The organism is Micromonospora sp. SD12, from assembly GCF_052068495.1.
Classification (GTDB): Bacteria; Actinomycetota; Actinomycetes; order Mycobacteriales; family Micromonosporaceae; genus Micromonospora; species Micromonospora echinofusca.
Map to the genome: position 1 here is coordinate 296,691 of NZ_JBQHDF010000003.1, position 23,801 is coordinate 320,491.

General features: G+C 74.0%; 23 protein-coding genes. 14 read left to right on the forward strand and 9 right to left on the reverse strand.

What is annotated here, in order from left to right:
* Positions 1-7: 7 nt before the first annotated feature.
* Positions 8-1,663, forward strand: coding sequence for a putative bifunctional diguanylate cyclase/phosphodiesterase (locus tag ACTMS2_RS08315; RefSeq protein ID WP_441175140.1), 1,656 nt, complete (start codon positions 8-10; stop codon positions 1,661-1,663).
* 66 nt (positions 1,664-1,729) lie between these two features.
* Here ACTMS2_RS08315 and ACTMS2_RS08320 read toward each other — a convergent pair whose 3' ends face one another.
* Positions 1,730-2,854 (reverse strand): glycosyltransferase family 4 protein, encoded by a 1,125-nt coding sequence (locus tag ACTMS2_RS08320; RefSeq protein WP_088999182.1) that lies wholly within the window; start codon positions 2,852-2,854, stop codon positions 1,730-1,732.
* Positions 2,851-4,110 carry a M48 family metallopeptidase gene (locus tag ACTMS2_RS08325; protein ID WP_441174891.1) on the reverse strand — a complete coding sequence of 420 codons (1,260 nt, stop codon included), beginning with the start codon at positions 4,108-4,110 and terminating at the stop codon, positions 2,851-2,853. The genes ACTMS2_RS08320 and ACTMS2_RS08325 overlap by 4 nt, the downstream gene beginning before the upstream one ends.
* 216 nt (positions 4,111-4,326) lie before the next feature.
* On the opposite strand from ACTMS2_RS08325, the gene ACTMS2_RS08330 reads away from it, so the two are divergent.
* The 4 genes from ACTMS2_RS08330 to ACTMS2_RS08345 all read left to right on the forward strand — a co-directional run bounded on the left by ACTMS2_RS08330 (position 4,327) and on the right by ACTMS2_RS08345 (position 7,594).
* Entirely contained in the window at positions 4,327-4,842 is a 516-nt protein-coding gene (locus ACTMS2_RS08330; RefSeq protein ID WP_441174892.1) for a hypothetical protein, read from the forward strand.
* Positions 4,843-4,907: 65 nt separating this feature from the next.
* Complete coding sequence (locus tag ACTMS2_RS08335) at positions 4,908-5,753, forward strand: DUF4097 family beta strand repeat-containing protein (protein WP_441174893.1); 846 nt, start codon at positions 4,908-4,910, stop codon at positions 5,751-5,753.
* A gap of 96 nt (positions 5,754-5,849) precedes the next feature.
* On the forward strand, positions 5,850-6,806 hold the full coding sequence (locus tag ACTMS2_RS08340; protein WP_441174894.1) for an ATP-binding cassette domain-containing protein: 957 nt from the start codon (positions 5,850-5,852) through the stop codon (positions 6,804-6,806).
* Positions 6,803-7,594, forward strand: coding sequence for an ABC transporter permease (locus ACTMS2_RS08345; protein ID WP_101411998.1), 792 nt, complete (start codon positions 6,803-6,805; stop codon positions 7,592-7,594). Before ACTMS2_RS08340 ends, ACTMS2_RS08345 begins: the two co-directional genes overlap by 4 nt.
* A gap of 77 nt (positions 7,595-7,671) precedes the next feature.
* On the opposite strand, the gene ACTMS2_RS08350 is transcribed toward ACTMS2_RS08345, so the two are convergent.
* Positions 7,672-7,884, reverse strand: a complete 213-nt coding sequence (locus ACTMS2_RS08350; RefSeq protein ID WP_441174895.1) for a hypothetical protein — start codon at positions 7,882-7,884, stop codon at positions 7,672-7,674.
* 144 nt (positions 7,885-8,028) lie between these two features.
* Complete coding sequence (locus tag ACTMS2_RS08355; RefSeq protein ID WP_441174896.1) at positions 8,029-9,513, reverse strand: NYN domain-containing protein; 1,485 nt, start codon at positions 9,511-9,513, stop codon at positions 8,029-8,031.
* A gap of 127 nt (positions 9,514-9,640) precedes the next feature.
* On the opposite strand from ACTMS2_RS08355, the gene ACTMS2_RS08360 reads away from it, so the two are divergent.
* The 5 genes from ACTMS2_RS08360 to ACTMS2_RS08380 all read left to right on the forward strand — a co-directional run bounded on the left by ACTMS2_RS08360 (position 9,641) and on the right by ACTMS2_RS08380 (position 15,187).
* Positions 9,641-11,395: a DEDD exonuclease domain-containing protein gene (locus ACTMS2_RS08360; protein ID WP_441174897.1), complete on the forward strand. Its 1,755-nt coding sequence runs from the start codon at positions 9,641-9,643 to the stop codon at positions 11,393-11,395.
* 129 nt (positions 11,396-11,524) lie between these two features.
* The gene (locus ACTMS2_RS08365; protein WP_441174898.1) at positions 11,525-13,318 is read left to right on the forward strand and encodes a RelA/SpoT family protein; all 1,794 of its coding nucleotides are present in this window, start codon (positions 11,525-11,527) and stop codon (positions 13,316-13,318) included.
* A gap of 52 nt (positions 13,319-13,370) precedes the next feature.
* Positions 13,371-13,913, forward strand: coding sequence for an NUDIX domain-containing protein (locus tag ACTMS2_RS08370; protein WP_088999174.1), 543 nt, complete (start codon positions 13,371-13,373; stop codon positions 13,911-13,913).
* Between the two features lie 101 nt (positions 13,914-14,014).
* Positions 14,015-14,863, forward strand: coding sequence for a sugar phosphate nucleotidyltransferase (locus tag ACTMS2_RS08375; protein WP_441175141.1), 849 nt, complete (start codon positions 14,015-14,017; stop codon positions 14,861-14,863).
* A 36-nt stretch (positions 14,864-14,899) separates the two neighbouring features.
* Positions 14,900-15,187: an Lrp/AsnC family transcriptional regulator gene (locus tag ACTMS2_RS08380; RefSeq protein ID WP_088999172.1), complete on the forward strand. Its 288-nt coding sequence runs from the start codon at positions 14,900-14,902 to the stop codon at positions 15,185-15,187.
* A 91-nt stretch (positions 15,188-15,278) separates the two neighbouring features.
* On the opposite strand, the gene ACTMS2_RS08385 is transcribed toward ACTMS2_RS08380, so the two are convergent.
* From ACTMS2_RS08385 to ctaE, 5 genes are all read right to left on the reverse strand, one after another.
* A complete protein-coding gene (locus ACTMS2_RS08385) occupies positions 15,279-15,974 on the reverse strand; it encodes a DUF4142 domain-containing protein (RefSeq protein WP_441174899.1) in 696 nt (231 codons plus the stop codon).
* 179 nt (positions 15,975-16,153) lie between these two features.
* Complete coding sequence (gene qcrB, locus ACTMS2_RS08390; protein WP_441174900.1) at positions 16,154-17,785, reverse strand: cytochrome bc1 complex cytochrome b subunit; 1,632 nt, start codon at positions 17,783-17,785, stop codon at positions 16,154-16,156.
* Positions 17,782-18,870 (reverse strand): cytochrome bc1 complex Rieske iron-sulfur subunit, encoded by a 1,089-nt coding sequence (qcrA, locus tag ACTMS2_RS08395; protein WP_441174901.1) that lies wholly within the window; start codon positions 18,868-18,870, stop codon positions 17,782-17,784. Before qcrA ends, qcrB begins: the two co-directional genes overlap by 4 nt.
* A gap of 67 nt (positions 18,871-18,937) precedes the next feature.
* A complete protein-coding gene (gene qcrC / locus ACTMS2_RS08400; protein WP_088999168.1) occupies positions 18,938-19,771 on the reverse strand; it encodes a cytochrome bc1 complex diheme cytochrome c subunit in 834 nt (277 codons plus the stop codon).
* A 72-nt stretch (positions 19,772-19,843) separates the two neighbouring features.
* Entirely contained in the window at positions 19,844-20,443 is a 600-nt protein-coding gene (gene ctaE, locus ACTMS2_RS08405; protein ID WP_132236143.1) for an aa3-type cytochrome oxidase subunit III, read from the reverse strand.
* Positions 20,444-20,551: 108 nt separating this feature from the next.
* Here ctaE and ACTMS2_RS08410 point away from each other — a divergent pair, with 108 nt between their 5' ends.
* From ACTMS2_RS08410 to ACTMS2_RS08425, 4 genes are all read left to right on the forward strand, one after another.
* On the forward strand, positions 20,552-21,496 hold the full coding sequence (locus ACTMS2_RS08410; RefSeq protein WP_441174902.1) for a cytochrome c oxidase assembly protein: 945 nt from the start codon (positions 20,552-20,554) through the stop codon (positions 21,494-21,496).
* Positions 21,497-21,707: 211 nt separating this feature from the next.
* The gene (locus ACTMS2_RS08415; RefSeq protein WP_441174903.1) at positions 21,708-22,103 is read left to right on the forward strand and encodes a hypothetical protein; all 396 of its coding nucleotides are present in this window, start codon (positions 21,708-21,710) and stop codon (positions 22,101-22,103) included.
* 85 nt (positions 22,104-22,188) lie between these two features.
* Positions 22,189-23,235, forward strand: a complete 1,047-nt coding sequence (gene trpD / locus ACTMS2_RS08420) for an anthranilate phosphoribosyltransferase (protein WP_441174904.1) — start codon at positions 22,189-22,191, stop codon at positions 23,233-23,235.
* Positions 23,236-23,377: 142 nt separating this feature from the next.
* On the forward strand, positions 23,378-23,578 hold the full coding sequence (locus ACTMS2_RS08425) for a hypothetical protein (protein ID WP_441174905.1): 201 nt from the start codon (positions 23,378-23,380) through the stop codon (positions 23,576-23,578).
* Positions 23,579-23,801: the final 223 nt, after the last annotated feature.

Sequence of the window (23,801 nt, forward strand, 5' to 3'; positions counted from 1 at the left end):
CCTGCCGATGACCCTGGCCCAGCTCGAGGCGCTGCTGCAACGCCTCACCGAGCAGCTCGCGGCGGCCCTGCTGGCCGAGCCGATCGACCTGCGGGTGGGGCACCGGGTGGGCACCGAGCTGGTGGCCGCCCACATCGCCTCGGCCGAGGCGCTGGGTCGTACGGTCGAGGTCGTCCAGCTCCGGCTGGCCCGCGACCTCGGGCTGGTCGGCGAGGAGGTCGAGGACCGGCTGGCCCGGCTGCTCGCGGCCGTCACCACCGGATACGCCCGCGCGCTGCGCGACCGGACGTTGGACGAGCAGGAGACGATCCGCCGGGCCGCGATGACCGCCCGGGCGGAGGCGGAACGGGCGCTGCGCAGCAGCGAGGCGCGCTTCCGCCACCAGGCCACCCACGATCCGCTGACCGACCTGCCCAACCGCACGCTGCTGACCGAGCGCCTCAGCGCGGCCATCGACTCGCCCGTTCGGGGCTCGGCGCGCCTGGGTGTCTGCTTCCTCGACCTCGACCGCTTCAAGGTGGTCAACGACTCGCACGGGCACCAGGTCGGCGACGGGCTGCTGGTCGCCATGGCCGAGCGGCTCCGCCGGGCCCTCGACGGGCACCTGGTCGCCCGGCTCGGCGGGGACGAGTTCGTCGTCCTGGTCGAGGACACCGCCGGCACCGACGACGTGGTCGCCGTGGCCGAGGCCGCGCTCGCGGCCGTACGCGAGCCGGTGCTGGTGGACGGGCACGAGCTGAGCGTCTCGGCGAGCATCGGCATCGTCGAGCGGGAGGTCGCCGGCACCTCCCCCGGCGACCTGATGCGGGCCGCCGACAGCACGCTGCACTGGGCGAAGGCCGCCGGTGGCGCCCGCTGGGCGCTCTACGACGCCGACCGGGACCGCCGGGACCTGGCCCGGTACGCGCTCTCCGCCGCCATTCCCGCGGCGCTGGAGCGGGGCGAGTTCTACCTCGACTTCCAGCCGCTGACCTCGCTGCGCGACGGCCGGGTGCTCGGCATGGAGGCCCTGGTGCGCTGGCGGCACCCGGAGCTGGGCGTCCTGCGGCCCGACAGCTTCATCGGGCTGGCCGAGGAGACCGGGCTGATCGTCCCGCTCGGCGGGTGGGTGCTGGCCGAGGCGTGCAGGCAGGCCGAGAGCTGGGCGGCCGACGGCGGGCCGGCCCCGTTCGTCAGCGTGAACCTGGCCGTGCGCCAGGTACGCCACGCCGGCCTCGTGCAGGAGGTGCGCGCGCTGCTGCGGCAGACCGGGCTGGCGCCGGAGCGGCTCCAGCTGGAGATCACCGAGAGCACCATGATGAGCACCGCCGAGGAGCCGGTCCGGGCGCTGCGGGCGCTCGCCGACCTCGGCGTACGGATCGCCATCGACGACTTCGGCACCGGCTACTGCAACCTGGCGTACCTGCGGGACCTTCCGGTGACCGAGCTGAAGGTGGCCGGGCAGTTCGTGGCCGGGCTGCGGGCGCCGGAGGCCCGGGCCGACGAGCGGATCCTCGCCTCGCTCGTCTCGCTCGCGCACGCGCTGGACCTGACCGTCACGGCCGAGGGCGTGGAGACCGCCGGGCAGGCCGAGCGGCTACGGGCGATCGACTGCGACGCCGCCCAGGGCTGGCACTTCGGCCGCCCGGGCTCCGCCGAGCGCGTCCTGGCCCGCCTGCGCTGACCGGACGCCCGCGTCCCGGCACCGCCGCCCCTGCCGGTCGTCGCCGGGGACCGCGGCGTGGGGCCGTCAGCCGGCGAGCAGGGCGGCCATCCGCTGCGCCTGGGCCTCCCAGCGCCACTCCCGCTCCACCCAGGCGCGGCCGGCCGCGCCGAACTGGCGGGCCAGGTCCCGGTCGGCGAGCAGCGTGGCCACCCGGTCGGCGAGCTGGGCGACGTCGCGGCCCCGGACCACGAAGCCCGTCTCGCCCTCGCGGACGGCGTCCGGCGCGCCGCCGGAGTCGCCGGCCACCACGGGCAGGCCGGTCGCGGATGCCTCCAGGTAGACGATCCCGAGCCCCTCGACGTCCAGGCCCCGGTTGCGGGTGCGGCAGGGCATGGCGTAGACGTCGCCGGCGGCGTAGTGGGCCGGCAGCTCCGCCGACGGCACCGAGCCGGTGAAGACCACGTCCCGCTCGACGCCCGCCTGGCGGGCCAGCTTCTCCAGGGTGGCCCGGTAGGGCCCGCCCCCGACCACGAGCAGCGCGGCGTCGGGCACCCGGCGGCGGATCTCGGGCATCGCCCGGATCAGCATGTCCTGCCCCTTGCGCGGCACCAGCCGGGACACGCAGACCACGACCGGGCGGTCGGCCAGCCCGAGCCGGACCCGGACCGCCTGGCCGTCGACCGACGGGTGGTAGGCGTCCACGTCCACCCCCGGGGCGAGCCGGTGCAGCTCGGTCACCCCGTGCAGCGCCCGCTCCAGCCGCACCCGGGTGTACTCCCCCAGGTAGGTCGTCACGTCGACGCCGCGCCCGATCCGCCGCAGCGCCGCCCGGGCGGCCGGCAGCGCGGCCCAGCCGACCTCGTGCCCGTGGGTCTGCGCCACCGCCCGGCGGATGCCCGTGCGGCGGCGCAGGCCCGCGGCGAGCAGCCCGAGGGGGGCCGCCGCGCCGAACCACACCGTGTCGCAGTCGTACGCGCGCGCCAGGCGGGCCGCCCGGCGGGCGACCCGGGGGGTGGGCAGCAGCACCCGGGTGCGGTCGCGGACCACCTCGAACGGCTGGTCGGCGTCGAACTTCTCCGCGCCGCGCCACGTCGAGGCGTAGACGACCACCGACCCGGCGGGCTGGCGCACCGCGAGGTTGTGCACGAAGGACTGGATCCCCCCGGGACGCGGCGGGAAGTCGTTGGTGATCAGCAGCGTACGGCTCATCGGCCGGTCTCCCTGGCGTGGGCGCGGGCGGCGGCCATCCGCTCGACCGTGGACGGGTGGGTGGCGGAGTAGAGGTATTCCCAGCGGGGCGGGTCGGGGTCGGCGAGGTTGATGCCGGCGAGCCGCCGCTGCATCGCCTCGAAGGCGGCCGGGTCGCCGGTCAGCGCGAGCGCGTGCGCGTCGGCGCGCGCCTCCACCCGCCGCGACATCAGTGCCTGTGCCGGGGCGGAGACCAGGCCGGCCACCGTCACCAGGGCGACGAGCAGGGGGAACGCGCGTGGCTGGGCGACCGAGTCGACGCCGGCCAGGCGCAGCAGCGGGCCGGAGGAGCCGAGCAGGTAGAGCGCGACCACCGCGGCTGCGGCGCCCAGCGCCCCGGTCAGCGTGCCGACGGCGACGTCCCGGTCCTTGGCGTGCCCCAGCTCGTGGGCCACCACGGCGGTCACCTCGGCGGGCGTCGCCTCGCGCAGCAGCGTGTCGTAGACCACCACGCGCCGCGTCGGCCCGAGCCCCGAGACGTACGCGTTGACCGCCCGGGTGCGCCGCGACGCGTCAGCGACCAGCACGTCGCGTACGGGGACGCCGTCGCGGGCCGCCATCTGCATGAGTTGGGCGCGCAGCGGCCCCTGCTCCATCGGGGTGAACCGGTTGAACACCGGCTCGACCAGCACCGGCAGCACGAAGGAGAGCAGCACCACCAGGGTGGCCGCGCCGGCCGCGCCGAACGCCCACCACCAGCGCGGCGACAGCCGGATGACGGTGTAGAAGCCGAGCAGTGCCACCGCGCCGATCACCGCGCTGACCGCGTACGACTTGAGCAGGTCGACCGTCCAGCCGCTCCAACCGTTGGTGCTCAGCCCGTAGCGGGTGAGCACGGCCTGCCGCCAGGCGGCGAACGGCAGGGTCACCAGGTCGGCGACGAGCACCACGGCGAGCCCGCCGAGGACGGCCTGGGCGGCCCAGTGGCCGCCGAACGGGCGGCCGGCCAGCTCGACGAGCCGGCTGCCCAGCGGGGTCAGGCCGAGCAGCAGGGCCACCAGCAGGCCGATCGCGATCGCGGCCCAGCCGGCGGGGCGCAGCGCGGAACGGAACTCCCGGCTGCGGGCCACCTGCTCGGCGGGCAGGTCGCCCAGCGCGGCGAGCTGGTCGGCCCGGGGGGCCGGCGGCCGGTGCCACGGGATGAGCAGCGCGGCGGTGACCACCAGGGCCACGGTCAGGGCGACGAGCGACAGCACCGCCCAGCCGCGCGGGGTCACCGCCGTCCTCCCGGCGCCGCGGTGCAGCCTGCGCCGTCGCGTCGTACCCGCGTCATGCCGCCGCTCCCTCCGCCGTGACCGCCCATCCTATTGCCCGCCCGGGACCGACCCGCTCAGGCCGGCGTACGCCATTCCGACGCCACCTGTCGCCACAGTGACGCCACAGCGGAGCCATATCCACTTGCCATGGCGTCACAACGGTGCCATAGTGGCGTCATGGACCTGACGTCGTATGTCGAGAACCTCCGGCAGGAGTTGGCCGGCGTCGCCGAACTCGGCGGCGAGGAGTCCCGGGCGCTGGCCGAGCGGCTGGCCGGGCCGCTCGAGTCGGCGCTCCGGCTGGCGCTGCTGGACGCGCTGGCCGCGGCGGCGGCGGAGATCACCCGCGATCTGGCGCCCGGCTCGGTCGAGCTGCGCCTGCGCGGACGCGAGCCGAGCTTCGTCGTGACGCCCCCGCCGACCGGCCCCGACTTCGCGGGCGAGCCGGACGCCGCCGCGCCGGCCGTCCCGCCCCCGGCGGACGCCGAGGAGGGCGCCACCTCCCGGATCAGCTTCCGCCTCTCCGAGCACCTCAAGGGCCGCGTCGAGGAGGCCGCCGCCCGCGACGGCCTCTCGGTCAACGCCTGGCTCGTCCGGGCGGCCAGCGCCGCCGTGGCGGCCTCCGGCACGGCCCGCCAACCGCAGCGACGCGCCCCCCGGGGCGGGGAACGCTTCACCGGCTGGGCCCGCTGACCCGCCGCACCGCCCGCCATCCCGTCCCCGCCCGGGACGCCCACTCGTCAGGAAGGACCCGCGTCGTGCCCACTTTCGACACCCCCGCCGCGATCACGGCCACCGTCGACCTGGTCGTCGGTGACGTCCGCGTCACCGCCGCCGACCGCACCGACACCGTCGTCGAGATCCGCCCGAGCAACGCCGCCAGCGAAGCCGACGTACGCGCCGCGGAGCAGACCCGCGTCGAGTACGCCGACGGCCGGCTGACGGTCAGAGCGCCGCGGCAGCGCGGCTTCGGCCTGTTCGGCAAGCCCGGCTCGGTCGACGTGACGGTCGATCTGCCGACCGGCTCGCACCTGCACGGCGACGCCTCCGTGGCGACGTTCCACGGCGTCGGCCACCTCGGCAGCTGCCGCGTCCGCACCGCCGCCGGTGACATCGAGCTGGACCACGCCGCCGACGTCGAGCTCGACACCTCCGCCGGCGCCGTCCGGGTGGAGCACGTCGCGGGCCAGGCCCGGATCAGCACCGGCACCGGCCGGATCCGGGTGCAGGAGGTCCAGGGCGACGCGGTGGTCAAGAACAGCAACGGCGACAGCTGGTTGGGCACCGTCACCGGCGAGGCGCGCGTGAAGGCGGCCAACGGCGACATCGCCGTCGACTGCGCGTACGCCACCGTCACCGCCACCGCCGTCAACGGCGACGTCCGCATCGGCGAGGTCTCGGCGGGCACGGTGACGGTCCGGACGCAGAGCGGTCGGCTCGAGGTCGGTGTCCGCTCCGGCACCGCCGCCCTGCTCGACCTGCACACCCAGTTCGGCCGGGTGGAGAACCACCTCGAGGCGTACGACCCGCCCGGCGAGCCCGAGGGTGCCGTGCGGGTGAGCGCCCGGACCTCCTTCGGCGACATCGTCGTCCGCCGCGGCTGACCCCGCTCGCCCGCCCGGCCCGCCCCCACCGGCCCCCACGGCCGGCCCGCCCCGCCCGCCCCGCCCGGTCCGACGGCCGGCGTGGAAGGAGAAGACATGCCACCCAGCCCGGCTCCGGCGGCCATCTCGGTCGCCGCCCTACGGAAGTCCTTCGGCGACCACGTCGTGCTCGACGGCATCGACCTGACCGTCGCCGCCGGGACGATCTTCGCCCTGCTCGGCCCCAACGGCGCCGGCAAGACCACGACGGTGCAGATCCTGTCCACCCTGATCGGCGCCGACTCCGGCGAGGCGCGGGTCGCCGGTCACGACGTCGCCCGGGAGCCCGACGCGGTACGCGCCGCCATCGGCGTGACCGGTCAGTTCTCCGCCGTCGACGGGCTGCTCACCGGCGAGGAGAACCTGCGGCTCATGGCCGACCTGCACCACCTGCCCCGCGCCGAGGGGCGGCAGCGCGCGAGGGGCCTGCTCAGGATGTTCGACCTCGTCGAGGCGGCCGGCAAGCCCGTCGCCAGCTACTCCGGCGGGATGCGCCGGCGGCTCGACCTGGCGATGGGCCTGGTCGGCCGGCCCCGCGTGGTCTTCCTCGACGAGCCCACCACCGGGCTCGACCCGCGCAGCCGGCAGGCCATGTGGCAGATCGTCCGGGACCTGGTGGCGGACGGCGTCACCATCTTCCTCACCACGCAGTACCTGGAGGAGGCGGACCAGCTCGCCGACCGGATCGCCGTGCTCGACCACGGCCGCCTGGTGGCGGAGGGCAGCCCGGCGGAGCTCAAGCGACTCGTCCCCGGTGGGCACGTCAGCCTGCGCTTCGCCGACCGGGCCGCGTACGACACGGCCGCGCGGATGCTGCCCGGGCATTCCCGCACCGCCGACGAGCTCACCCTGCACGTGCCCGGCGACGGCGGGGTCCGCTCGCTGCGCGACCTGCTCGACCTGCTGGACGGCCAGTCGATCGCCGTGGAGTCGCTGTCCGTGCACACGCCCGATCTCGACGACGTCTTCCTGGCCCTCACCGGCCGGCCCGAGAAGGTGGGAACCCCCCGATGAGCACCCTGACGTACGCCGTACGCGACTCCGGCACGATGCTGCGCCGCAACCTGCGCCGATGGGTGCGCTACCCGTCGATGACGGTGCTGCTCGTCGGCATGCCCATCCTGCTCCTGCTGCTCTTCGTCTACGTCTTCGGCTCGACCCTCGGCGCCGGGCTGGGCGGCGGCTCGGGCGACCGGGGCGACTACGTCAACTACGTCACCCCGGGAATCCTGCTGATCACCGCCGGCCTGGCGGCCACCGGGACGGCGGTGTCGGTCGCCATGGACATGACCGAGGGCATCATCGCCCGGTTCCGGACCATGGCGATCGCCCGGGTGTCGGTGCTGACCGGGCACGTGCTGGGCAGCATGGTGCAGACCGTGCTCAGCCTGGCGGTGGTCACCGGGGTGGCCCTGCTGATCGGCTTCCGGCCCACCACGGACGCGCCGGCCTGGCTGGCGGCCGCCGGTGTGCTGGTCATGACCGCCTTCGCGTTCACCTGGCTCTCGGTCGCACTGGGGCTGGTCTCCAAAAGCGTCGAGACGGCGAGCAACCTGCCCATGCCGCTGACCTACCTGCCCTTCATCGGCAGCGGGTTCGTGCCCACCGAATCGATGCCCGACGGGCTGCGGCAGTTCGCCGAGCACCAGCCCTTCACCCCCATCATCGAGACCCTGCGCGGCCTGACGACCGGCGGGCCGGTGGGGACGAACGCCGCTGTCGCGACGGCCTGGTGCGCCGCCATCGCGCTGGTCGGCTATCTCTGGGCGAAGAGGCTGTTCAACCGGGACCCGTCCCGCTGACCGTCATCCCCTCGCACGCCCGTCCCCGAGCCGCCGGCCCGGGGGCGGGCGTCGTCGAGTGCCCCGGCCCGCGCGCGTCACGCGACGCGGCGACGTCGGGGCTGCCGCCCGGCGGGCCGGGGGGTGGGCAGCACCTCCACCTCGAACCCGGCCCGGGCGAACACCTCGATCGCCCGGGCCTCCGCGCCGTCCAGCCCGGCGGCCGGGGACGAATCGTCGAGCAGGGCGGTCACCAGGCAGTCGGCACAGCCGCTCCCCCGGATCCCGCACCCCGCGCAGTCGATGAGCATCTCGCCTCCTGATGCGCTGCGGCGACCGGGTGCGGCGTCACCGTCGCCACCCGAGCACCGTCGGTCACCACGACGGTAGGCCGGGGGTACGACAGAAAAGGGACAACCGGTCGCGGAGGGCCCGAAAGCGATCAAGCGCCCCGATCAGGACCGGGCGAGTCGGCGCAGCAGCGAATCGGCACCGAGCGGGTACGCCCCGTGCCGGCGTACGCCGTCGGCGACCTCGCGGTCCGAGGAGACCACCACCACCGGGCGGCCCGACGGCTCGGCGCGGACCAGGCGCCGGATCAGCTCGTCGGCGGTCTCCCCCTTGCGGGAGAAGAGCACCCGCACGCCGCGCGGCGAGGGCGGCAGCCCGTGCATCCGCTCGGCGCCGTCGAAGACCACCGTGACCTCGTCGCCGGTCTGCGCGGCGATCCCGCCCAGCCCGGTGATCAGCCGCTTGCGCTGCTGCTCCAGGGACATCTCCCCGAAGCCGCGTTTGGTCACGTTGTAGCCGTCGACGACGAGGTGCGCCCGGGGCAGGGCGAGCAACTGGTCGAGGCGGGCCGGATCGTCGGTGTCGCGGGCCCGGGCGGCGGTGCCGGCCGCCGTGGTGCCGGACTGGTCGGCGAAGGCGTCGGCGACGAAGTCGGCGGGCAGCTTGTCGACCGGGTCGAGCGCCAGCTCCCGGCGCAGCCCCACGGCGGCCTGCCCGATGGTCTCCAGCAGCAGCCAGAGCCGGGCGTCGTCGACCGAGCGGGCCTCCTTGGCGCTGGCCCGGGCCACCCCGGCCGCCGCCTCGGCCTCGGCCAGCCGCGCCCGGACCCGGCGCAGCTCCGCGTCGGCGTCCGCCGTCGCCCGGGCGGCCCGGCCCCGCTCGGTGGCGAGCAGCTCGGTGGCCTTGCGCTCGCGGGCCTGCGTCTCGCGCAGCGACCGGTGCAGCTGCCGGCTCTCCTCGCGCAGCTGGCCCAGCTCCTCACGGACGCGCGCCAGCTCGTCGCGGAGCTTCTCCGCCTCGACCCGGGCCACCGCCCGGTCGTGCTCGGCGCGGGTGGCCCGCTGCTCGGCCTCGCGGACCAGTTCGGCGACCACGGCGCTGTCGGCCTCGGCGCGGACCGCCGCGCCGCTGGCCTCGATCAGGTCGCGCCAGCCCCGGGGCCGGGCCAGGTAGGCCAGCGCGGCCACCTCGACCGGGTCGGCGGCGGCCGGCGCCGTGCCCTCCAGCACGGCGGCGCCCAGGTCACCGGTGTCGGCGAGCACCCGGGCGGTGATCCGCTGCCGGAACAGCGGGTCGCCGGTGAGCTGGGCGGCGATCGCCGGGGCACCGAGCCGGGCCCGGCGGTTCGGGGCGAACTTGGCGACCCGGCGCAGCGGCACCGGTACCTCGTCGGCGGGCAGCCCGGGCAGCACCGCCGCGGTGAGCGCCACGATGCGCTGCCGGACCGGCTCGGGCAGGACGGGCTCCGGCTCGGGCGTGGACGCCTCGGCCGCGTCAGCTTCCGCCTCGGTCGCCGACGCGTCGGCCGCGTCGGCGGCCGTGACCTCGGGGCCGCCGACCTCGTCGGGGGCGCCCCCACCGGTCTCGCGCACAGCGTCGACCGGATCCTCCTGCCGGAGGTGGTCGTCGTGCGGCTCGGTGAGGGGCATGTGGCAAGTCTCCCACCGCGACCGGGCCCACCGCCCGGTGAGTGAGCCGATCTCTCATCCTAGACCGGTGGTGACGTCTGATGCCCCTGGGACGGGAGTGTCGGACCGGACCGTTAGCGTGCCGCCGATGGCAGAGACCGAGTACGTCCAGGAGCCGCTGGCCGGTTTCGACCCGGGCGCGGGCGGGATCGACCCGGCGCTGCCGCTGTACGCGACGACGTTCGTGGTGGTCGACCTGGAGACCACCGGCGGCGCGCCGGACGGCGGCGGGATCACCGAGATCGGCGCCGTGAAGGTGCGCGGCGGCGAGGAGCTGGGCGTGCTGGCCACCCTGGTCAACCCCGGCGTGCCCATCCCGCCCTTCATCACCGTGCTCACGGGCATCACCCAGGCCATGCTGGTGCCCGCCCCGCCGATCGAGCAGGTGCTGCCGAGCTTCCTGGAGTTCATCACCGACGCCGTGCTGGTCGCCCACAACGCCCCGTACGACGTGGGTTTCCTCAAGGCCGCCTGCGCGAAGCACGGCTACCGCTGGCCCAACCCACGGGTGCTCGACACCGCCGCGCTGGCCCGCCGGGTGCTGACCCGCGACGAGGTGCCCAACCGCAAGCTCGGCACCCTCGCCACCTACTTCCGCACCGCCACCCAACCGACCCACCGGGCGCTCGACGACGCCAAGGCCACCGTCGACGTGCTGCACGGGCTGATCGCCCGCCTGGCCGGGCACCGGGTCGACACCGTCGGCGACGCCATCGAGTTCGCCCGGGCGGTCAGCCCGACCCAGCGACGCAAGCGGCACCTGGCCGAGGGGCTGCCCAAGGCGCCGGGGGTCTACATCTTCCGGGCCGCCGACGACCGGCCGCTCTACGTCGGCACCTCCGGCGACATCGCCACCCGGGTGCGCAGCTACTTCACGGCGGCCGAGAAGCGGGCCCGGATCTCCGAGATGCTCGCCGCCGCCGAGCGGGTCGAGGCGGTGGAGTGCGCCCACTCGCTGGAGGCGGAGGTCCGCGAGCTGCGACTCATCGGGGCGCACGCCCCGCCGTACAACCGGCGGTCGAAGTTCCCGGAGCGGATGCTCTGGCTGACGCTGACGGACGGGCCGTACCCCCGGCTGTCGGTGGTGCGGTCCATCTCCCCCGGCGACGCCGCCTACCTCGGGCCGTTCAGCTCCCGGCGCGCGGCGGAGCTGGCCGCCGCCGGCTTCCACGACGCCGTGCCGCTGCGCCAGTGCACCCACCGACTGTCGCTGCGCACGGTCACACCGGCCTGCGCGCTGGCCGAGCTGGGTCGCTGCCCGGCACCCTGCGAACACCGGATCACCCCCGAGGAGTACGACGCCCGCGCGGTCGCGCCGTTTCGCACCGCCACCGCCAGCGACCCCCGCCCGGTGGTCGACGCCCTGCTCGCCCGCATCGAGGCGCTCTCCGGCGCCCAGCGCTACGAGGAGGCGGCGGTGGCCCGGTCCCGGCTGACGGCGGTGCTGCGGGCGACCGTACGGATGCAGCGGCTGACGGCGCTGACCGGCATCGCCGAGCTGGCCGCCGCGCGGCCGGCGGCCCGGGGCGGCTGGGAGTTGGCGCTGGTGCGGCACGGCCGGCTGGCCGGCGCCGGCGTCTCGCCCCCCGGTGTCCACCCCAGACCGACGATCGCCGCGATCCGGGCGACCGCCGAGACCGTCCTGCCCGGCCACGGCCCGGTCCCGTGCGCCTCCGCGGAGGAGACCGAACGCATCCTGTCCTGGTTGGAACGGCCCGAGACGCGCTTGGTGGAGATGTCCTCCGGTTGGGCGTCCCCGGTGGCGGGCGCGGCCCGCTTCCGCGACCTGCTGCGGAAGGCCGAGAACGCCGCCTCCCACCAAAGCTCGACCGAACGCCCATGACCAAGTGACCGATCGGACTACCTCGACTCCCTTAGGCTGTTAGAGAAGTGCAGTCCTGCCCGTTTCGTGGGCCTGCTTCCGGTTGCCGGGTTCCGGCGGCCGTGGAGCCGGGGTGAGGAGGTGTCCCACGTGGACGTCGACGCCGGACGCGGCGCCGCCCTGGGGGGCGCCCTCCCGACCCAGGCGGGCGAGTTACCGCTGGCCCGCCGGCTGCGCTCGCTGCTGAGCTGGCCCACGGCCGACACCGACCCGGTCAGCCACCTCGTCCGGACCCATCGGACGATCCACCCCGGCACCGAGCCCTCCGTGCTGCGTCGGGCCTACACCATCGCGGAGAACATGCACCGCGGGCAGTTCCGCAAGAGCGGTGAGCCCTACATCACGCACCCGCTGGCGGTGGCCCAGATCTGCGCCGAGATCGGCATGGACGCCATCACCCTGGTCGCCGCGCTGCTGCACGACACCGTGGAGGACACCCGCTACACGCTCCAGGCGCTCGCCGAGGACTTCGGGCCGGAGGTGGCCCACCTCGTCGACGGGGTGACCAAGTTCGACAAGGCCTTCTACGGCAAGGCCGCCGAGGCCGAGACCATCCGTAAAATGATCATCGCGGCCGGCAAGGACGTCCGGGTCCTGATCATCAAGTTGGCCGACCGGCTGCACAACATGCGCACCCTGGGCGTCCGGTCCGCCGCGTCGCGGGAGCGGATCGCCCGCAAGACGCAGGAGGTCCTGGTCCCGCTCTGCGACCGGCTGGGCATCCAGACGCTCAAGCGCGAACTCGACGACGTGGTGCTGCTGCACCTGGAGCCGGAGTCGCACGCCCGGATCGCCCGGCACGTGCACGACCGGCCGGGCTGGGACGCGTACCTCGACGAGGTGGTCGCCCGGGCGAAGTCGGCCCTGCGCCGCAGCCGGGTGGACGCGGTGGTGACCCCCCGCCCCCGGCACCTCTACTCGATCTGGAAGGACACCGTGGCCGGTGGCCACGCCGCCCCCTTCGACCTGCCCCGCATCGCGATCGTGGTGGACGGCCCGGCCACCGACTGCTACGCGGCGCTCGGCGCGATCCACGGCACGTGGCGGCCCGTACCCGGCCGGTTCAAGGACTTCATCGCCTCGCCGAAGAACAACCTCTACCGCTCGCTGCACACCAGCGTCTGCGGACCGAAGGACCGCACCGTGGAGGTGCTGATCCGCACCGAGGAGATGCACCGCTCGGCGGAGTACGGGGTCGCCGCCGACTTCCGCTTCCCGCGCCCGGGCGGCGGCACGGCCGCGGCCCGGGCCGAGCAGCTCGACTGGCTGCGTCGGGTGCTCGACTGGGAGCAGGACGCGGCCGATCCGGCCCAGTTCCTCGAATCGCTGCGCTGCGACCTCGCCGAGACGCAGATCCAGGTCTTCGCCGACGGGCGACAGGTCGTGCTGCCCGCCGGGGCGACCCCCGTCGACCTCGCGTACGAGCTGGGCACCGAGCGGGGCGACCACTGTCTGGCGGCGCAAATCAACGGCCGGCTGGCCCCGCTCTCCTCCGAGCTGGACGAGGGCGACGTGGTGGAGATCTTCACCGAGACCGACGCCGCGAACGGCTTTGACGCCGACGTCGCCCCGCGCGGGCCCCGCCGGGAGTGGCTCGGCTTCGTCAAGTCACCGCAGGCGCAGATGCAGATCAGCCGGTGGTTCGCCGAGCACACCGAGCCCGGCATCTCCATCACCGACAAGGTCCGCCTCGGCCGGGCCACGATCGGGCTGGCCCTGCGCAAGCACGACCGGGGCCTCGCCAGCGACCTGCCGCTGCTGCGGCTGTCGGAGGAGCTGGGCTACCCCGACCTGGAGACACTGCTGGTCGCGGTGTTCGACCGGGTGATCGAGCCGGACGCGGTCGTACGCCAGCTCATCGACCTGGTGGACCACCGGCAGTGACGGCTGCGGCCCGGGTGGTCCGAACGTTCCTCGCGGCCACTAGCCTGGACGCATGATCCCCCGCTCACGCGCCACCGGTCGGGCCGTCGCCTACCAGGTCTTCTACCGGCTGCCGTTGCCGGTACGCCGCCGCCTGGTCCGGTTGGCCGTGCCGAAGTACATCGTCGGCGCGGTCACCCTGGTCCGGGACAGCGAGGCCGAGGGGGCGGGCCGGCTGTTGCTGCTGCGCCAGCCGCCCGGCAGGGGCTGGGGGCTGCCCGCCGGCCTGTTGCAGAAGGGCGAGGCACCCGTCGTGGGTGCCGCCCGCGAGCTGCACGAGGAGTCCGGCATCCGGCTCTCGCCCCGGCAGCTGAGCCCCGCCGTGCCGAACGCCGTGGTGCACGCCAAGGGCTGGGTGGACATGGTGTTCACCGCCGAGGTCCCGGCGTCGCGCACCGAGCTGAAGGTCGACGGCGCCGAGGTCTTCGAGGCCGCCTGGCACCCGCTCGACGACCTGCCGAAGCTGACGTGGCCGACGGCCCGGCTGCTCGCGTACTACGACATCGGACCGCTGGCCGGGCAGTTCCCGCCCCCGGTGCCCGACACGAAGCCGTGACCGCCGGCCGCGACGCCGACGGCCCCAATCCCGCCGGAACGGCCGGCCACGGCCCGGCCCCCGCCAGAACGGCCGGCCACGGCCCGGCCGAGGTCTGCGCGGTGGTGCTCGCCGCCGGCGAGGGCACCCGGCTGCGGCCGCTGACCGAGCGGCTGCCCAAGGCGCTCTGCCCGGTGGGCAACGTGCCGCTGCTCGACCGGGCGCTGGACCGGCTGGCCGGGCTCGGCCTGGCCGGACCCGCCCGGGTCGCCGTCAACGCCTGTTACCTCGGCGACCAGGTCGTCGCGCACGTCGGAGGTCGCGCCCACCTCTCCGTGGAGCCGGGCGATCCGCTCGGCACCGCCGGCGGGGTGGCGAACCTGCGGGACTGGATCGCCGGACGCGGCGTCCTGGTCGGCAACGCCGACGCCTACCTCGCCGACCCGGCACGGCCACCGGGGCCCGACATCGCCGCGCTGCTGGACGGCTGGGACGGCGACTCCGTACGCCTGCTCGGCCAGCCCGCCGCCGACCCGGCGGCGCCCGGCACCTTCGACGGCCACGAGTTCACCGGCTTCTCGCTGCTGCCGTGGCGGTTGGTGCGGGAGTTGCCGGTCGGCTTCGGCGACCTCGTCCGCGCCGTCTGGCGGCCGGCGGAGGCGGCCGGCGCGCTGGCCGTCGTGCCCTACCCCGGCACGTTCTACGACACCGGCACCCCGGCCGACTATTTGGCGGCCAACCTGCACGCCGCCGGCGGCGGCAACCTGGTGGACCCGACGGCCACGGTGACCGGCCACTGCCGGTCGGCGGTGATCGGCGCGGGCGCGGTCGTGCACGGTGACGTGGAGCGGGCGGTCGTCTGGCCCGGCGCCACCGTCGGCCCCCGCGAGCGCCTGCGCGACGCGGTCCGCGCCGGCGCCGCCCTCACCGTCCCCGGCACACCGCCGCCGGCGGACCGGGGGAACATCTAGCATGGGCGACGACGCCGACGAACGGAGAAATGCCCCGTGATCACCGCGATCGTGCTGATCGACTGTGCCACCGACTCGATCCCCGAGGTGGCCGAGAACCTGGCCAACCTGCCCGGCGTCAGCGAGGTCTACTCGGTGGCCGGCCACGTCGACCTGATCGCGATGGTCCGGGTCCGCGAGTTCGAGCAGATCGCCCAGGTGATCGCCGGCAGCATCTCCAAGGTGCCGGGGGTGCTCAACACCGAGTCGCACATCGCCTTCCGGGCGTACTCCCAGCACGATCTGGAGGAGGCGTTCGCGATCGGCCTGGCGAACGCCGACTGACCCTGGCGCCGGGCGGGCGGCGCGGCCCGGCGCGTACGCCGGACGGCCGGCCCACCCGGGAGGATGGACCGGCCGTCGTGGTGCGCGGGCGTCAGCTCTGCGTGGGAGCCGGCGCCTCCTCGGTGCCGCCCGGAGCCGGCGACTCGGTGGTGCCGCCCGGAGCCGGGGTCTCGGTGGTGCCGCCCGGAGCCGGCGTGGTGCCGCCCGGAGCGGGCGTCGTGCCGCCCGGGCCCGGGGTGCCGCTGGCGCTGGTCTGCGGCACCGGGATGCCCAGCTGCTCCGCCAGCTGCACCAGCGCGTCGTAGTGCGCCTGCAGGGTCGGCAGGGCGGTCTGGGCCAGCTGGACCACCGACTGCTCGGAGCCCTGCGAGATCTCCGTCTGGGTGGCCTGGATGGCCTGGACGTGGCCGGCCAGCTCACTGGTCACCCAGAGCCGGTCGAACTCCTCGCCGCTGGCGTTGTTGAGCTGGTCGATGACGGACTGCTGATCCGCGGTGGGCTCGCTCGGCAACTCCACACCGAGCTGCGACGCGGTCTGCTGCACCGTCTGGTCGAGCTGGGTGTGGTCCGTCTTGAGCCGGGCACCCAGGTCCTTGACCCCCTGGCTCTGGCCCTTCTGCTGGGCCAGGTCACCGGCGGTGATCTCGAACAGGTTGACCTGATGGACGGCCTGCAGGTACTGGGTGTCCTGCTGCGACGGCTGCACCGCGGCCTGCGCCGCCGCAGCCGGCGCGATCCCCACCAGCACCAGCGCGGCCAGCAGGCCGAGGCGTTTGATACCCAACATGCTTTCCCCCCCTAGAGACGTTGGACCGCACGGATACCCGGCTCACGGGGGTTATTCCTGCGATCCCCCGACCAGGGGGCGACCGGTCCCACGGGCCCGTGTCGAGCGGTCGGCGGGCGGAAACGGACGTGGCGCCCGCCGGAGGACTCCGGTGGGCGCCACGTCGTGGTGTCGCGGGGTCAGCGACGGCTCTCGCCGCTGCCGATCTCCTCCCGCTCCGGGCGGGGCTCGACGGGCGGGTGGCCCGGCGAGACCGGCGCCTCGGCCGGCTTCTCGATCGGGTAGAAGAAGCCCCGGATGGCCGGGCCGAGGGCACCGAGCCGGTTCATCTTCTTCGGCACGACCCAGCCGGCGTACGGCAGCGCGGCGTGGCCGTCGCCGTGGCCGTCCGCCGCCGAGAGCGGCTGGTGCACCTCTTCGAACCGGCCGTCCGGCAGGCGCCGGATGATGCCGGTCTCGACACCGTGGGCGAGCACCTCGCGGTCGTGCTGCTGGAGACCCAGGCAGATCCGGTAGGTGACGTAGTACGCCAGCGGCGGCAGGACGAGCAGGCCGATGCGGCCGGCCCAGGTCATCGCGTTCAGGCTGATCTGGAACTTGTCGGCGATGACGTCGTTGGCGCCGGAGAGCGTCAGCACGATGAAGAACGCGACCGCCATGGCGCCCAGGCCGGTACGCGCCGGCACGTCCCGGGGACGCTGGAGCAGGTTGTGGCTCCTGGTGTCCTTGAGGCGGCGGGCCTCCAGGAACGGGTAGAGCGTCGACAGGCCGACCAGGATGCCCGGCAGCACGACCGTCGGCCAGAACAGCGGCGGGATCACGTATCCGTCGCCGATCGGGATGTTGATCTCCCATGCGGGCATCAGACGCGTCGAGCCGTCGAGGAACATGACGTACCAGTCGGGCTGGCTGGCGGCCGAGACCACCCACGCCTCGTACGGGCCGAACAGCCAGATCGGGTTGATCTGGAACAGGCCACCCATCAGCGCGATCACGCCGAAGACGACCATGAAGAAGCCGCCCTGCTTGATCGCGTAGCGGGGGAACATCCGCTCGCCGACCACGTTGCCGTTGGTCCGGCCGGGGCCGGGCCACTGGGTGTGCTTCTGCTTGAAGACCAGGCCCAGGTGGGCGCCGATCAGCGCGAGCAGCAGGCCCGGGACGAGCAGCACGTGGGCGATGTAGAACCGGCTGATGATGATCGTGCCCGGGAACTCCCCGCCGAAGACCGACGAGGTGACCCAGGAGCCGACCACCGGGATGGAGAGCATGATCGCCGAGGCGATCCGCAGGCCGGTGCCGGAGAGGCCGTCGTCCGGCAGCGAGTAGCCGGTGAAGCCGGCGAGGAAGCCGACCCAGAACAGCAGCGAGCCGATGATCCAGTTGGTCTCACGCGGCTTGCGGAACGCGCCGGTGAAGAAGACCCGGAGCATGTGCACCACGATGGCGGCCATGAACAGCAGCGCCGACCAGTGGTGCATCTGCCGCATGATCAGGCCGCCCCGGACATCGAACGAGATGTCCAGGCTGGAGGCGTACGCGGCTGACATCGGCGTGCCCCGCAGCGGGGCGTAGCTGCCGTTGTAGACGACCTCGGTCATCGCCGGCTCGTAGAAGAACGTCAGGAAGACGCCGGTCAGCAGCAGGACGACGAACGAGAACAGCGCGATCTCGCCGAGCAGGAAGGACCAGTGGTCCGGGAAGACCTTGTTCAGCAGCCGGCGCAGCGGGGTGGCCACCTGGAAGCGGTCGTCCACTCCCCGGGCGACGTTCCCCGGCACTGCTGCCTTGTCAAACTTGCGCCGCTTCACGGCCGCTCCCAGAAGTCGGGCCCGACGGTCTCGGTGTAGTCGGACTTGGCCACGAAGTAGCCCTCGGCGTCCACCTCGATCGGCAGCTGCGGCAGCCGTCGGCTGGCCGGGCCGAAGATGGGCCGGGCGTTGTCGGTGATCAGGAACTGCGACTGGTGGCACGGGCAGAGCAGGCGGTTGGTCTGCTGCTCGTACAGGCTCGCCGGGCAGCCGGCGTGCGTGCAGATCTTCGAGTAGGCGGCGTAGTTGCCCCACATGTAGTCGCCGTGCCCGACCCGCTCGTTGGCCCGGCGCGACTCCTGCGCGTCGGAGTCCCGCAGGTGGATCAGCAGGGTCGGCGAGTCGGCGTGCAGGTTGCTCACGCCGTGCGGGATGCCGGGGAAGACGGTGATCTGGCCGCCCGCGCTGACGTCCGCCGGGCGGACCGGCCGGCCGTCCTCGCGGACCAGCCGGATCTTCTCGCCGCCCTCGGCCGGGGCGAACCCGGTCGTGAACATCTGATTGTTCTTGTGCGGCTGGGAGATCAGGCCGCCGACCAGGGGGGCCGCGGCGACCGCGCCGACCGGCGCGAGACCGGCCAGCAGCGAGATGCCGAGCAGCGGCCGGCGCTTCACGCCCAGCTCGTCGGCCATGTAGAGCATGGTCTGGCCGGTGATGATCCGGTCGTCGGAGGCGACGGCACCCTCGTGCCGGTCCTGGATCGAGACCTCCTTCGGCAGCAGCTTCTTGCCCCAGGTCAGGATGCCGAAGCCGATGCCGAGCAGGGCCACGCCGAGCGTGACGCCGAGCAGCGGGGTGTACCACTTGTCGCCGCCACTGCCCGGGGTGTACTTCCAGGGCCACCAGATGTAGACGACCAGGAAGGCGGTCGCCGCCAGGCCCGTCAGCAGGAAGAACGACGCGACCGTACGGGTCAGCCGGCGCTCGGCCTTGCTGCCCGGGGCGACCTGCGGCTCGTAGTGGACGATCTCGATGTCGTCCCGGCGCGCGCCCTCGCGGACGATGTCGAACTGGCTGAGCCCGGGGGTGTTCACGTCGAGCGGCTCCCGGCCCTGCTGGGCCTGGTGCTCGGTGTGCGTGGTCATGCCGTCACCTCGCTACGGGCGGTGCCGCGCTGCGGCACCACGGCACTGAATCGGATGAGCCGCCCGGTCACGACTTGCCCGCAATCCACAGGCTCGCGAAGACGAGCGCGACGATGCCCACCAGGAAGATCGCCAGGCCCTCGGTGGACGGCCCGTACCGACCGAGGTTGAAGCCGCCCGGGTCCTGGTCGTGCTTCAGGGTCTCCTGGATGTAGGCGATGAGGTCCGCCTTCTGGTCCGGGGAGATCTGGTTGTCGCCGAAGACCGGCATGTTCTGCGGGCCGCTCAGCATGGCGGCGTAGATCTGCCGGTCGGTCGCCGGGCGCAGGCTCGGCGCGTACTTGCCGGAGGAGAGGGCGCCGCCGCCACCGCCGAAGGCGTGGCACTGCGCGCAGTTGATCCGGAACAGCTCGCCACCGGCGGCGATGTTGCCGTCGGCGTGCAGGTTCTCACCGTCGGGCACCACCGGGCCGCCGCCGAGCTCCTGGACGTACTGCGCGAGCTGGCGCGTCTCCTCGTCCGTGAAGAGCTCCGGCTTGCGCTGGGCCTGGGCCTCCTGCCGGGCCATCGGCATGCGGCCGCTGCCGACCTGGAACTCCACCGAGGCCGCGCCGACGCCGATCAGGCTCGGCCCGCGTCCCTCGACGCCCTGGGCGTTGCGACCGTGACAGGTCACACAGCTCACGTCGAACAGCGCCTTGCCCTCCGCGGCGGCACCGGTGAGCGGGGTGTCCTGCGCCTGCACGCCGGGGGCGAAGACGGTGTAGGCGCCGCCGGCCAGCATCAGCGCGGCGAGCAGCCGGACCGCGGCGCCCAGCCGGCGGCGGCCCCTGCTGCGCGCCGCGGGCCGCTCGCGCAGCCGCGCGAGCAGACCGCGTCGGCGGTCGTTGTCAGAAGTCATGACCTGTGTCCTTAACCGGTTGGACCTTGTCTCAGGGGACGGAGCAGCGGCGCGGTTCGTGACGCGCCAAGATCACTGAAGCCAGTAGATCATGGCGTAGAGCCCGATCCACACGACGTCGACGAAGTGCCAGTAGTAGGACACGACGATCGCCGACGTGGCCTGCGCCGGTGTGAACCGGCCCATGGTGGTGCGGATCATGAAGATGACGAAGGCGACCAGACCGCCGGCCACGTGCAGGCCGTGGAAGCCGGTGGTCAGGTAGAACATCGACCCGTAACCGTCTTCGTTGATCTTGATGCCCGCGTGCACCAGCTCGCGGTACTCGTTGAGCTGGCCGAGGACGAAGATCAGGCCCATCACGAAGGTGATCGTGAACCAGCGCCGCAGCGCGTGCACGTCACCCTTCTCCGCGGCGAAGACACCGAGCTGGCAGGTCACCGACGACAACACCAGGATCACCGTGAAGGTGGTCGCGTAGGGGATGTTGAGGTGCGTGGTGTGTTCCGCCCACTGCTCCGGCGCCGCCGCGCGGATGGAGAAGTACATCGCGAACAGCGCCGCGAAGAACATGAGTTCGCTGGAGAGCCACACGATCGTCCCGACGCTGACCATGTTGGGTCGGGTCAGGGAGTGGATCCGGCTCTTGTCAATGGCTGGGGCCGCAGTCACGCGGTCATTATTGCCCTTGACCGGGGCCGGCGATCAGCGGGGGGCCAAACCCGTGGCATCCCCAGCCCGATCGGGGCAGTCCGGTTCGCCTGACCTAGGCTGAAAAGCGTGCTGCACGCCGATCCGATCCCCGCCGCAGCCGCCGTCGCCGCGCCGGCGGCGACGGCGGCCGTCCCGCCGCCGTTCACCGTGACCTCGGTGTTCACCGAGACGAAGCTGGACAGCTGGCTCGCCGTCGGCCTGGTGCTGGCCGCCGGCGTCTACCTCTACGGGGTCCACCGGCTGCGGCTGCGCGGCGACCGGTGGCCGGTCGCCCGGACCGTCTTCTTCCTCGGCCCCGGCCTCGGCGGCATCGCGGCGGTCACCGTCAGCGGCCTGCACGCGTACGACACGGCGCTGCTGTCGGTGCACATGGTCCAGCACATGGTGCTCTCCATGATCTCGCCGATCTTCCTCGCGCTGGGCGCGCCGGTGACGCTGGCCCTGCGTACGCTGCCCCCGCGACCGCGCAAGCGGCTGCTGGCCGTCGTGCACAGCCGGATCGCGCGGATCTACAGCTTCCCGCTGGTGGCGTTCACCATCTTCGTGGTCAACCCGTTCGCGCTCTACTTCACCGACATGTACCGCTACACGCTGGAGCACGCGTGGGCGCACGAGGTCGTGCACGCGCACTTCATCATGACCGGCTGCGTGTTCTTCTGGCCGCTGCTCGGCCTCGACCCGCTGCCGGGCCGCTGGCCGTACCCGGCGCGGGCGCTGCTGATGCTGCTCTCCGTGCCGTTCCACACGGTGCTTGGCCTCACCATCATGCAGAGCAGCACGCTGTTCGGCGGCGACTGGTACCCCTCGCTCGGGCTGACCTGGTCCGACCCCTGGCAGGACCAGGTGGTCGCCGGCGGCATCCTCTGGGCCGGCGGCGAGTTCGTCAGCGTGACCATGCTGGCCGTCCTGGTCGTGCAGTGGATGCGCCACGCCGAGCGGGAGGCCCGCCGCGTCGACCGCGACCTGGACCGCCAGGAGGCCCGTCAGCGCGCCGCGGAGTCCACCGCCTGAGCCGTCCGGCGGTACGCCCTGCGCACCGCCACCGGCCGGACGTCGCCCACCTCACACCGACCGGTACGATCAGCGGGCGGCTGCGAGGTGGGCGCCAGTCCGGCCGAGCAGCGCGCAGCGAACGAGTCAACAAGCTCAGTGTGAGCGAACGAGTCAACAAGCTCAGTGTGATGGTGCCGCACGACGGCACGGAGCGAAGCGGAGTGCCGGCATGAGCGATCGTCTTTGCACCGTCCTGCTCTACAGCGACGACCCGCAGGTCCGCGACCGGATGCGGCTCGCCGTCGGCCCGCGCCCCGCGCCCGGCCTGCGGATCGAGTTCGTCGAGGCGTCCGACTACGCGGAGTGCATCCGGCTCGTCGACGACTACGAGATCGACCTGCTGGTGCTCGACGGCGAGGCGAGCCCGGGCGGCGGCATCGGCATCGCCCGGCAGATCAAGGACGACCGGGACGACGCCCCCCCGACCTGCGTGGTGATCGCCCGCGCCGCCGACCGGTGGCTCGCGGCGTACGCCGAGGTCGACGCCACCCTGGTGCACCCGCTCGACCCGGTGACGACCGGCACGACGGTGGCCGAGCTGCTGCGGGCGCACGCGCCCGCCTGACGTCCCCGCTCCGGCCGCCACGGCGCCGGGTCGACCGGTGCCGGTTCCCACCCCACCCGCATCTCGCACGCTCGGGAGGCCCGTCATGGGCGATCGGACCTGGCCGCACCTGCTCAACGCGCTGTTGCGCGGCGAGGAACTCGCCACCGCCGACACCGCCTGGGCGATGGGCGAGATCATGGCCGGCTCGGCGGCCCCGGCGCAGATGGCGGGCTTCGTCGTCGCGCTGCGCGCCAAGGGCGAGACCTCGACCGAGCTGGCCGGCCTGGTGGAGGCGATGCTCGGCCGGGCCGTGCCGGTGGAGCTGCCCGACGAGCTGCGCACCACCGCCCTCGACGTGGTCGGCACCGGCGGTGACCTCGCGCACACGGTCAACATCTCGACCATGGCCTCGCTGGTGGTGGCCGGTGCCGGCGTCCGCGTGGTCAAGCACGGCAACCGGGCGGCCTCCTCGTCGTGCGGCACCGCCGACGTGCTGGAGTTCCTCGGCGTACCGCTCGACCTGGGGCCGGAGGGGGTGGCCCGGTGCGTGGCCGAGGCCGGCATGGGCTTCTGCTTCGCGGCCCGGTTCCACCCGGGGATGCGGCACACCGGCCCGGTACGCCGGGAGCTGGGCGTGCCCACGGTGTTCAACTTCCTCGGACCGCTGACCAACCCGGCGCGGCCCCGCGCCGGGGCGGTCGGCTGCTTCGACGCCCGGATGGCCCCGGTCATGGCCGGCGTCTTCGCCGCCCGTGGCGACTCGGTGCTGGTGATGCGCGGCGAGGACGGGCTCGACGAGTTCACCACCGCCGCGCCCACCCGGGTCTGGGCGGCCCAGGGCGGCGTCGTCAGGGAGTCGCTGCTGGACGCGGCCGACCTCGGGGTACCCCGGGCCACCCTGGCCGACCTGCGGGGCGGTGACGCCGCCTACAACGCCGACGTGGTCCGCCGGCTGCTGGCCGGCGAGACCGGCCCGGTGCGCGACGCCGTCCTGGTCAACGCGGCGGCGGCGCTGGCCACGCAGGGCCCGTTGGACGGCGACCTGACCGAGGCGCTGCGGGCCGGGATGGACCGGGCCGCCGAGTCGGTCGACTCCGGGTCCGCCGCCCGCGTGCTGGACCGCTGGATCGAGGTCGCGCGCGCCCTCTGAGCCCCGGGCCTCGCCGGAGGTTGTCGGACCCCCGTGGGAAACTACAGCTGAGTAGTTCCCACATCCGTCCTGCACCGTCGAGTGCGGCAATCCCGTCGGGCGTGTGCGACACCCCGCGGGACCGGAGCGAGAGGAGACGCCCGTGTCGGAGCGCGAGCTCTACTGCGACACCTGTGAGGGCGTCGAGCCGTTCGAGGCGCCACCGTGCGCCGACGGCCACGGCGCCGACTGCCCCGAACTGGTCTGCACGGGCTGCGGCGCGGCCGTGCTCGTCCCCAGCGTCGTGTTCCACCTGGTGCGCCCGCGCGCCCGCCGCCGCGCGGCGGCCCGCCGCGCCGCCTGACGCCACCGCCACCGCTGAGCGGGCGGTCGGGCACCCATCGTCCGGGAGCGCCGCTGCCCAGCACGTCCCGCGCCCGCCCAGCCCGCCTTCCGGGCACGTCCGGCATCCGCACGACCTGTTTCCGCGCACGTCGCGCGCCCATACCGCCCGTCGCACGCCGAAGGCCCGCCACCGCCCGTCGCACGCCGAAAGGCCCGCCTCCCCGGGGAGGCGGGCCTTCGTG

Excerpts from the sequence above, each read along its gene's own strand:
- ACTMS2_RS08315 (WP_441175140.1), top strand. The coding sequence starts at position 8 with ATGACCCTGGCCCAGCTCGAGGCGCTGCTGCAACGCCTCACCGAGCAG.
- ACTMS2_RS08320 (WP_088999182.1), bottom strand. The coding sequence starts at position 2,854 with ATGAGCCGTACGCTGCTGATCACCAACGACTTCCCGCCGCGTCCCGGG.
- ACTMS2_RS08330 (WP_441174892.1), top strand. The coding sequence starts at position 4,327 with ATGGACCTGACGTCGTATGTCGAGAACCTCCGGCAGGAGTTGGCCGGC.
- ACTMS2_RS08340 (WP_441174894.1), top strand. The coding sequence starts at position 5,850 with ATGCCACCCAGCCCGGCTCCGGCGGCCATCTCGGTCGCCGCCCTACGG.
- ACTMS2_RS08345 (WP_101411998.1), top strand. The coding sequence starts at position 6,803 with ATGAGCACCCTGACGTACGCCGTACGCGACTCCGGCACGATGCTGCGC.
- ACTMS2_RS08350 (WP_441174895.1), bottom strand. The coding sequence starts at position 7,884 with ATGCTCATCGACTGCGCGGGGTGCGGGATCCGGGGGAGCGGCTGTGCC.
- ACTMS2_RS08355 (WP_441174896.1), bottom strand. The coding sequence starts at position 9,513 with ATGCCCCTCACCGAGCCGCACGACGACCACCTCCGGCAGGAGGATCCG.
- ACTMS2_RS08360 (WP_441174897.1), top strand. The coding sequence starts at position 9,641 with ATGGCAGAGACCGAGTACGTCCAGGAGCCGCTGGCCGGTTTCGACCCG.
- ACTMS2_RS08370 (WP_088999174.1), top strand. The coding sequence starts at position 13,371 with ATGATCCCCCGCTCACGCGCCACCGGTCGGGCCGTCGCCTACCAGGTC.
- ACTMS2_RS08385 (WP_441174899.1), bottom strand. The coding sequence starts at position 15,974 with ATGTTGGGTATCAAACGCCTCGGCCTGCTGGCCGCGCTGGTGCTGGTG.
- qcrA (WP_441174901.1), bottom strand. The coding sequence starts at position 18,870 with ATGACCACGCACACCGAGCACCAGGCCCAGCAGGGCCGGGAGCCGCTC.
- qcrC (WP_088999168.1), bottom strand. The coding sequence starts at position 19,771 with ATGACTTCTGACAACGACCGCCGACGCGGTCTGCTCGCGCGGCTGCGC.
- ACTMS2_RS08415 (WP_441174903.1), top strand. The coding sequence starts at position 21,708 with ATGAGCGATCGTCTTTGCACCGTCCTGCTCTACAGCGACGACCCGCAG.
- trpD (WP_441174904.1), top strand. The coding sequence starts at position 22,189 with ATGGGCGATCGGACCTGGCCGCACCTGCTCAACGCGCTGTTGCGCGGC.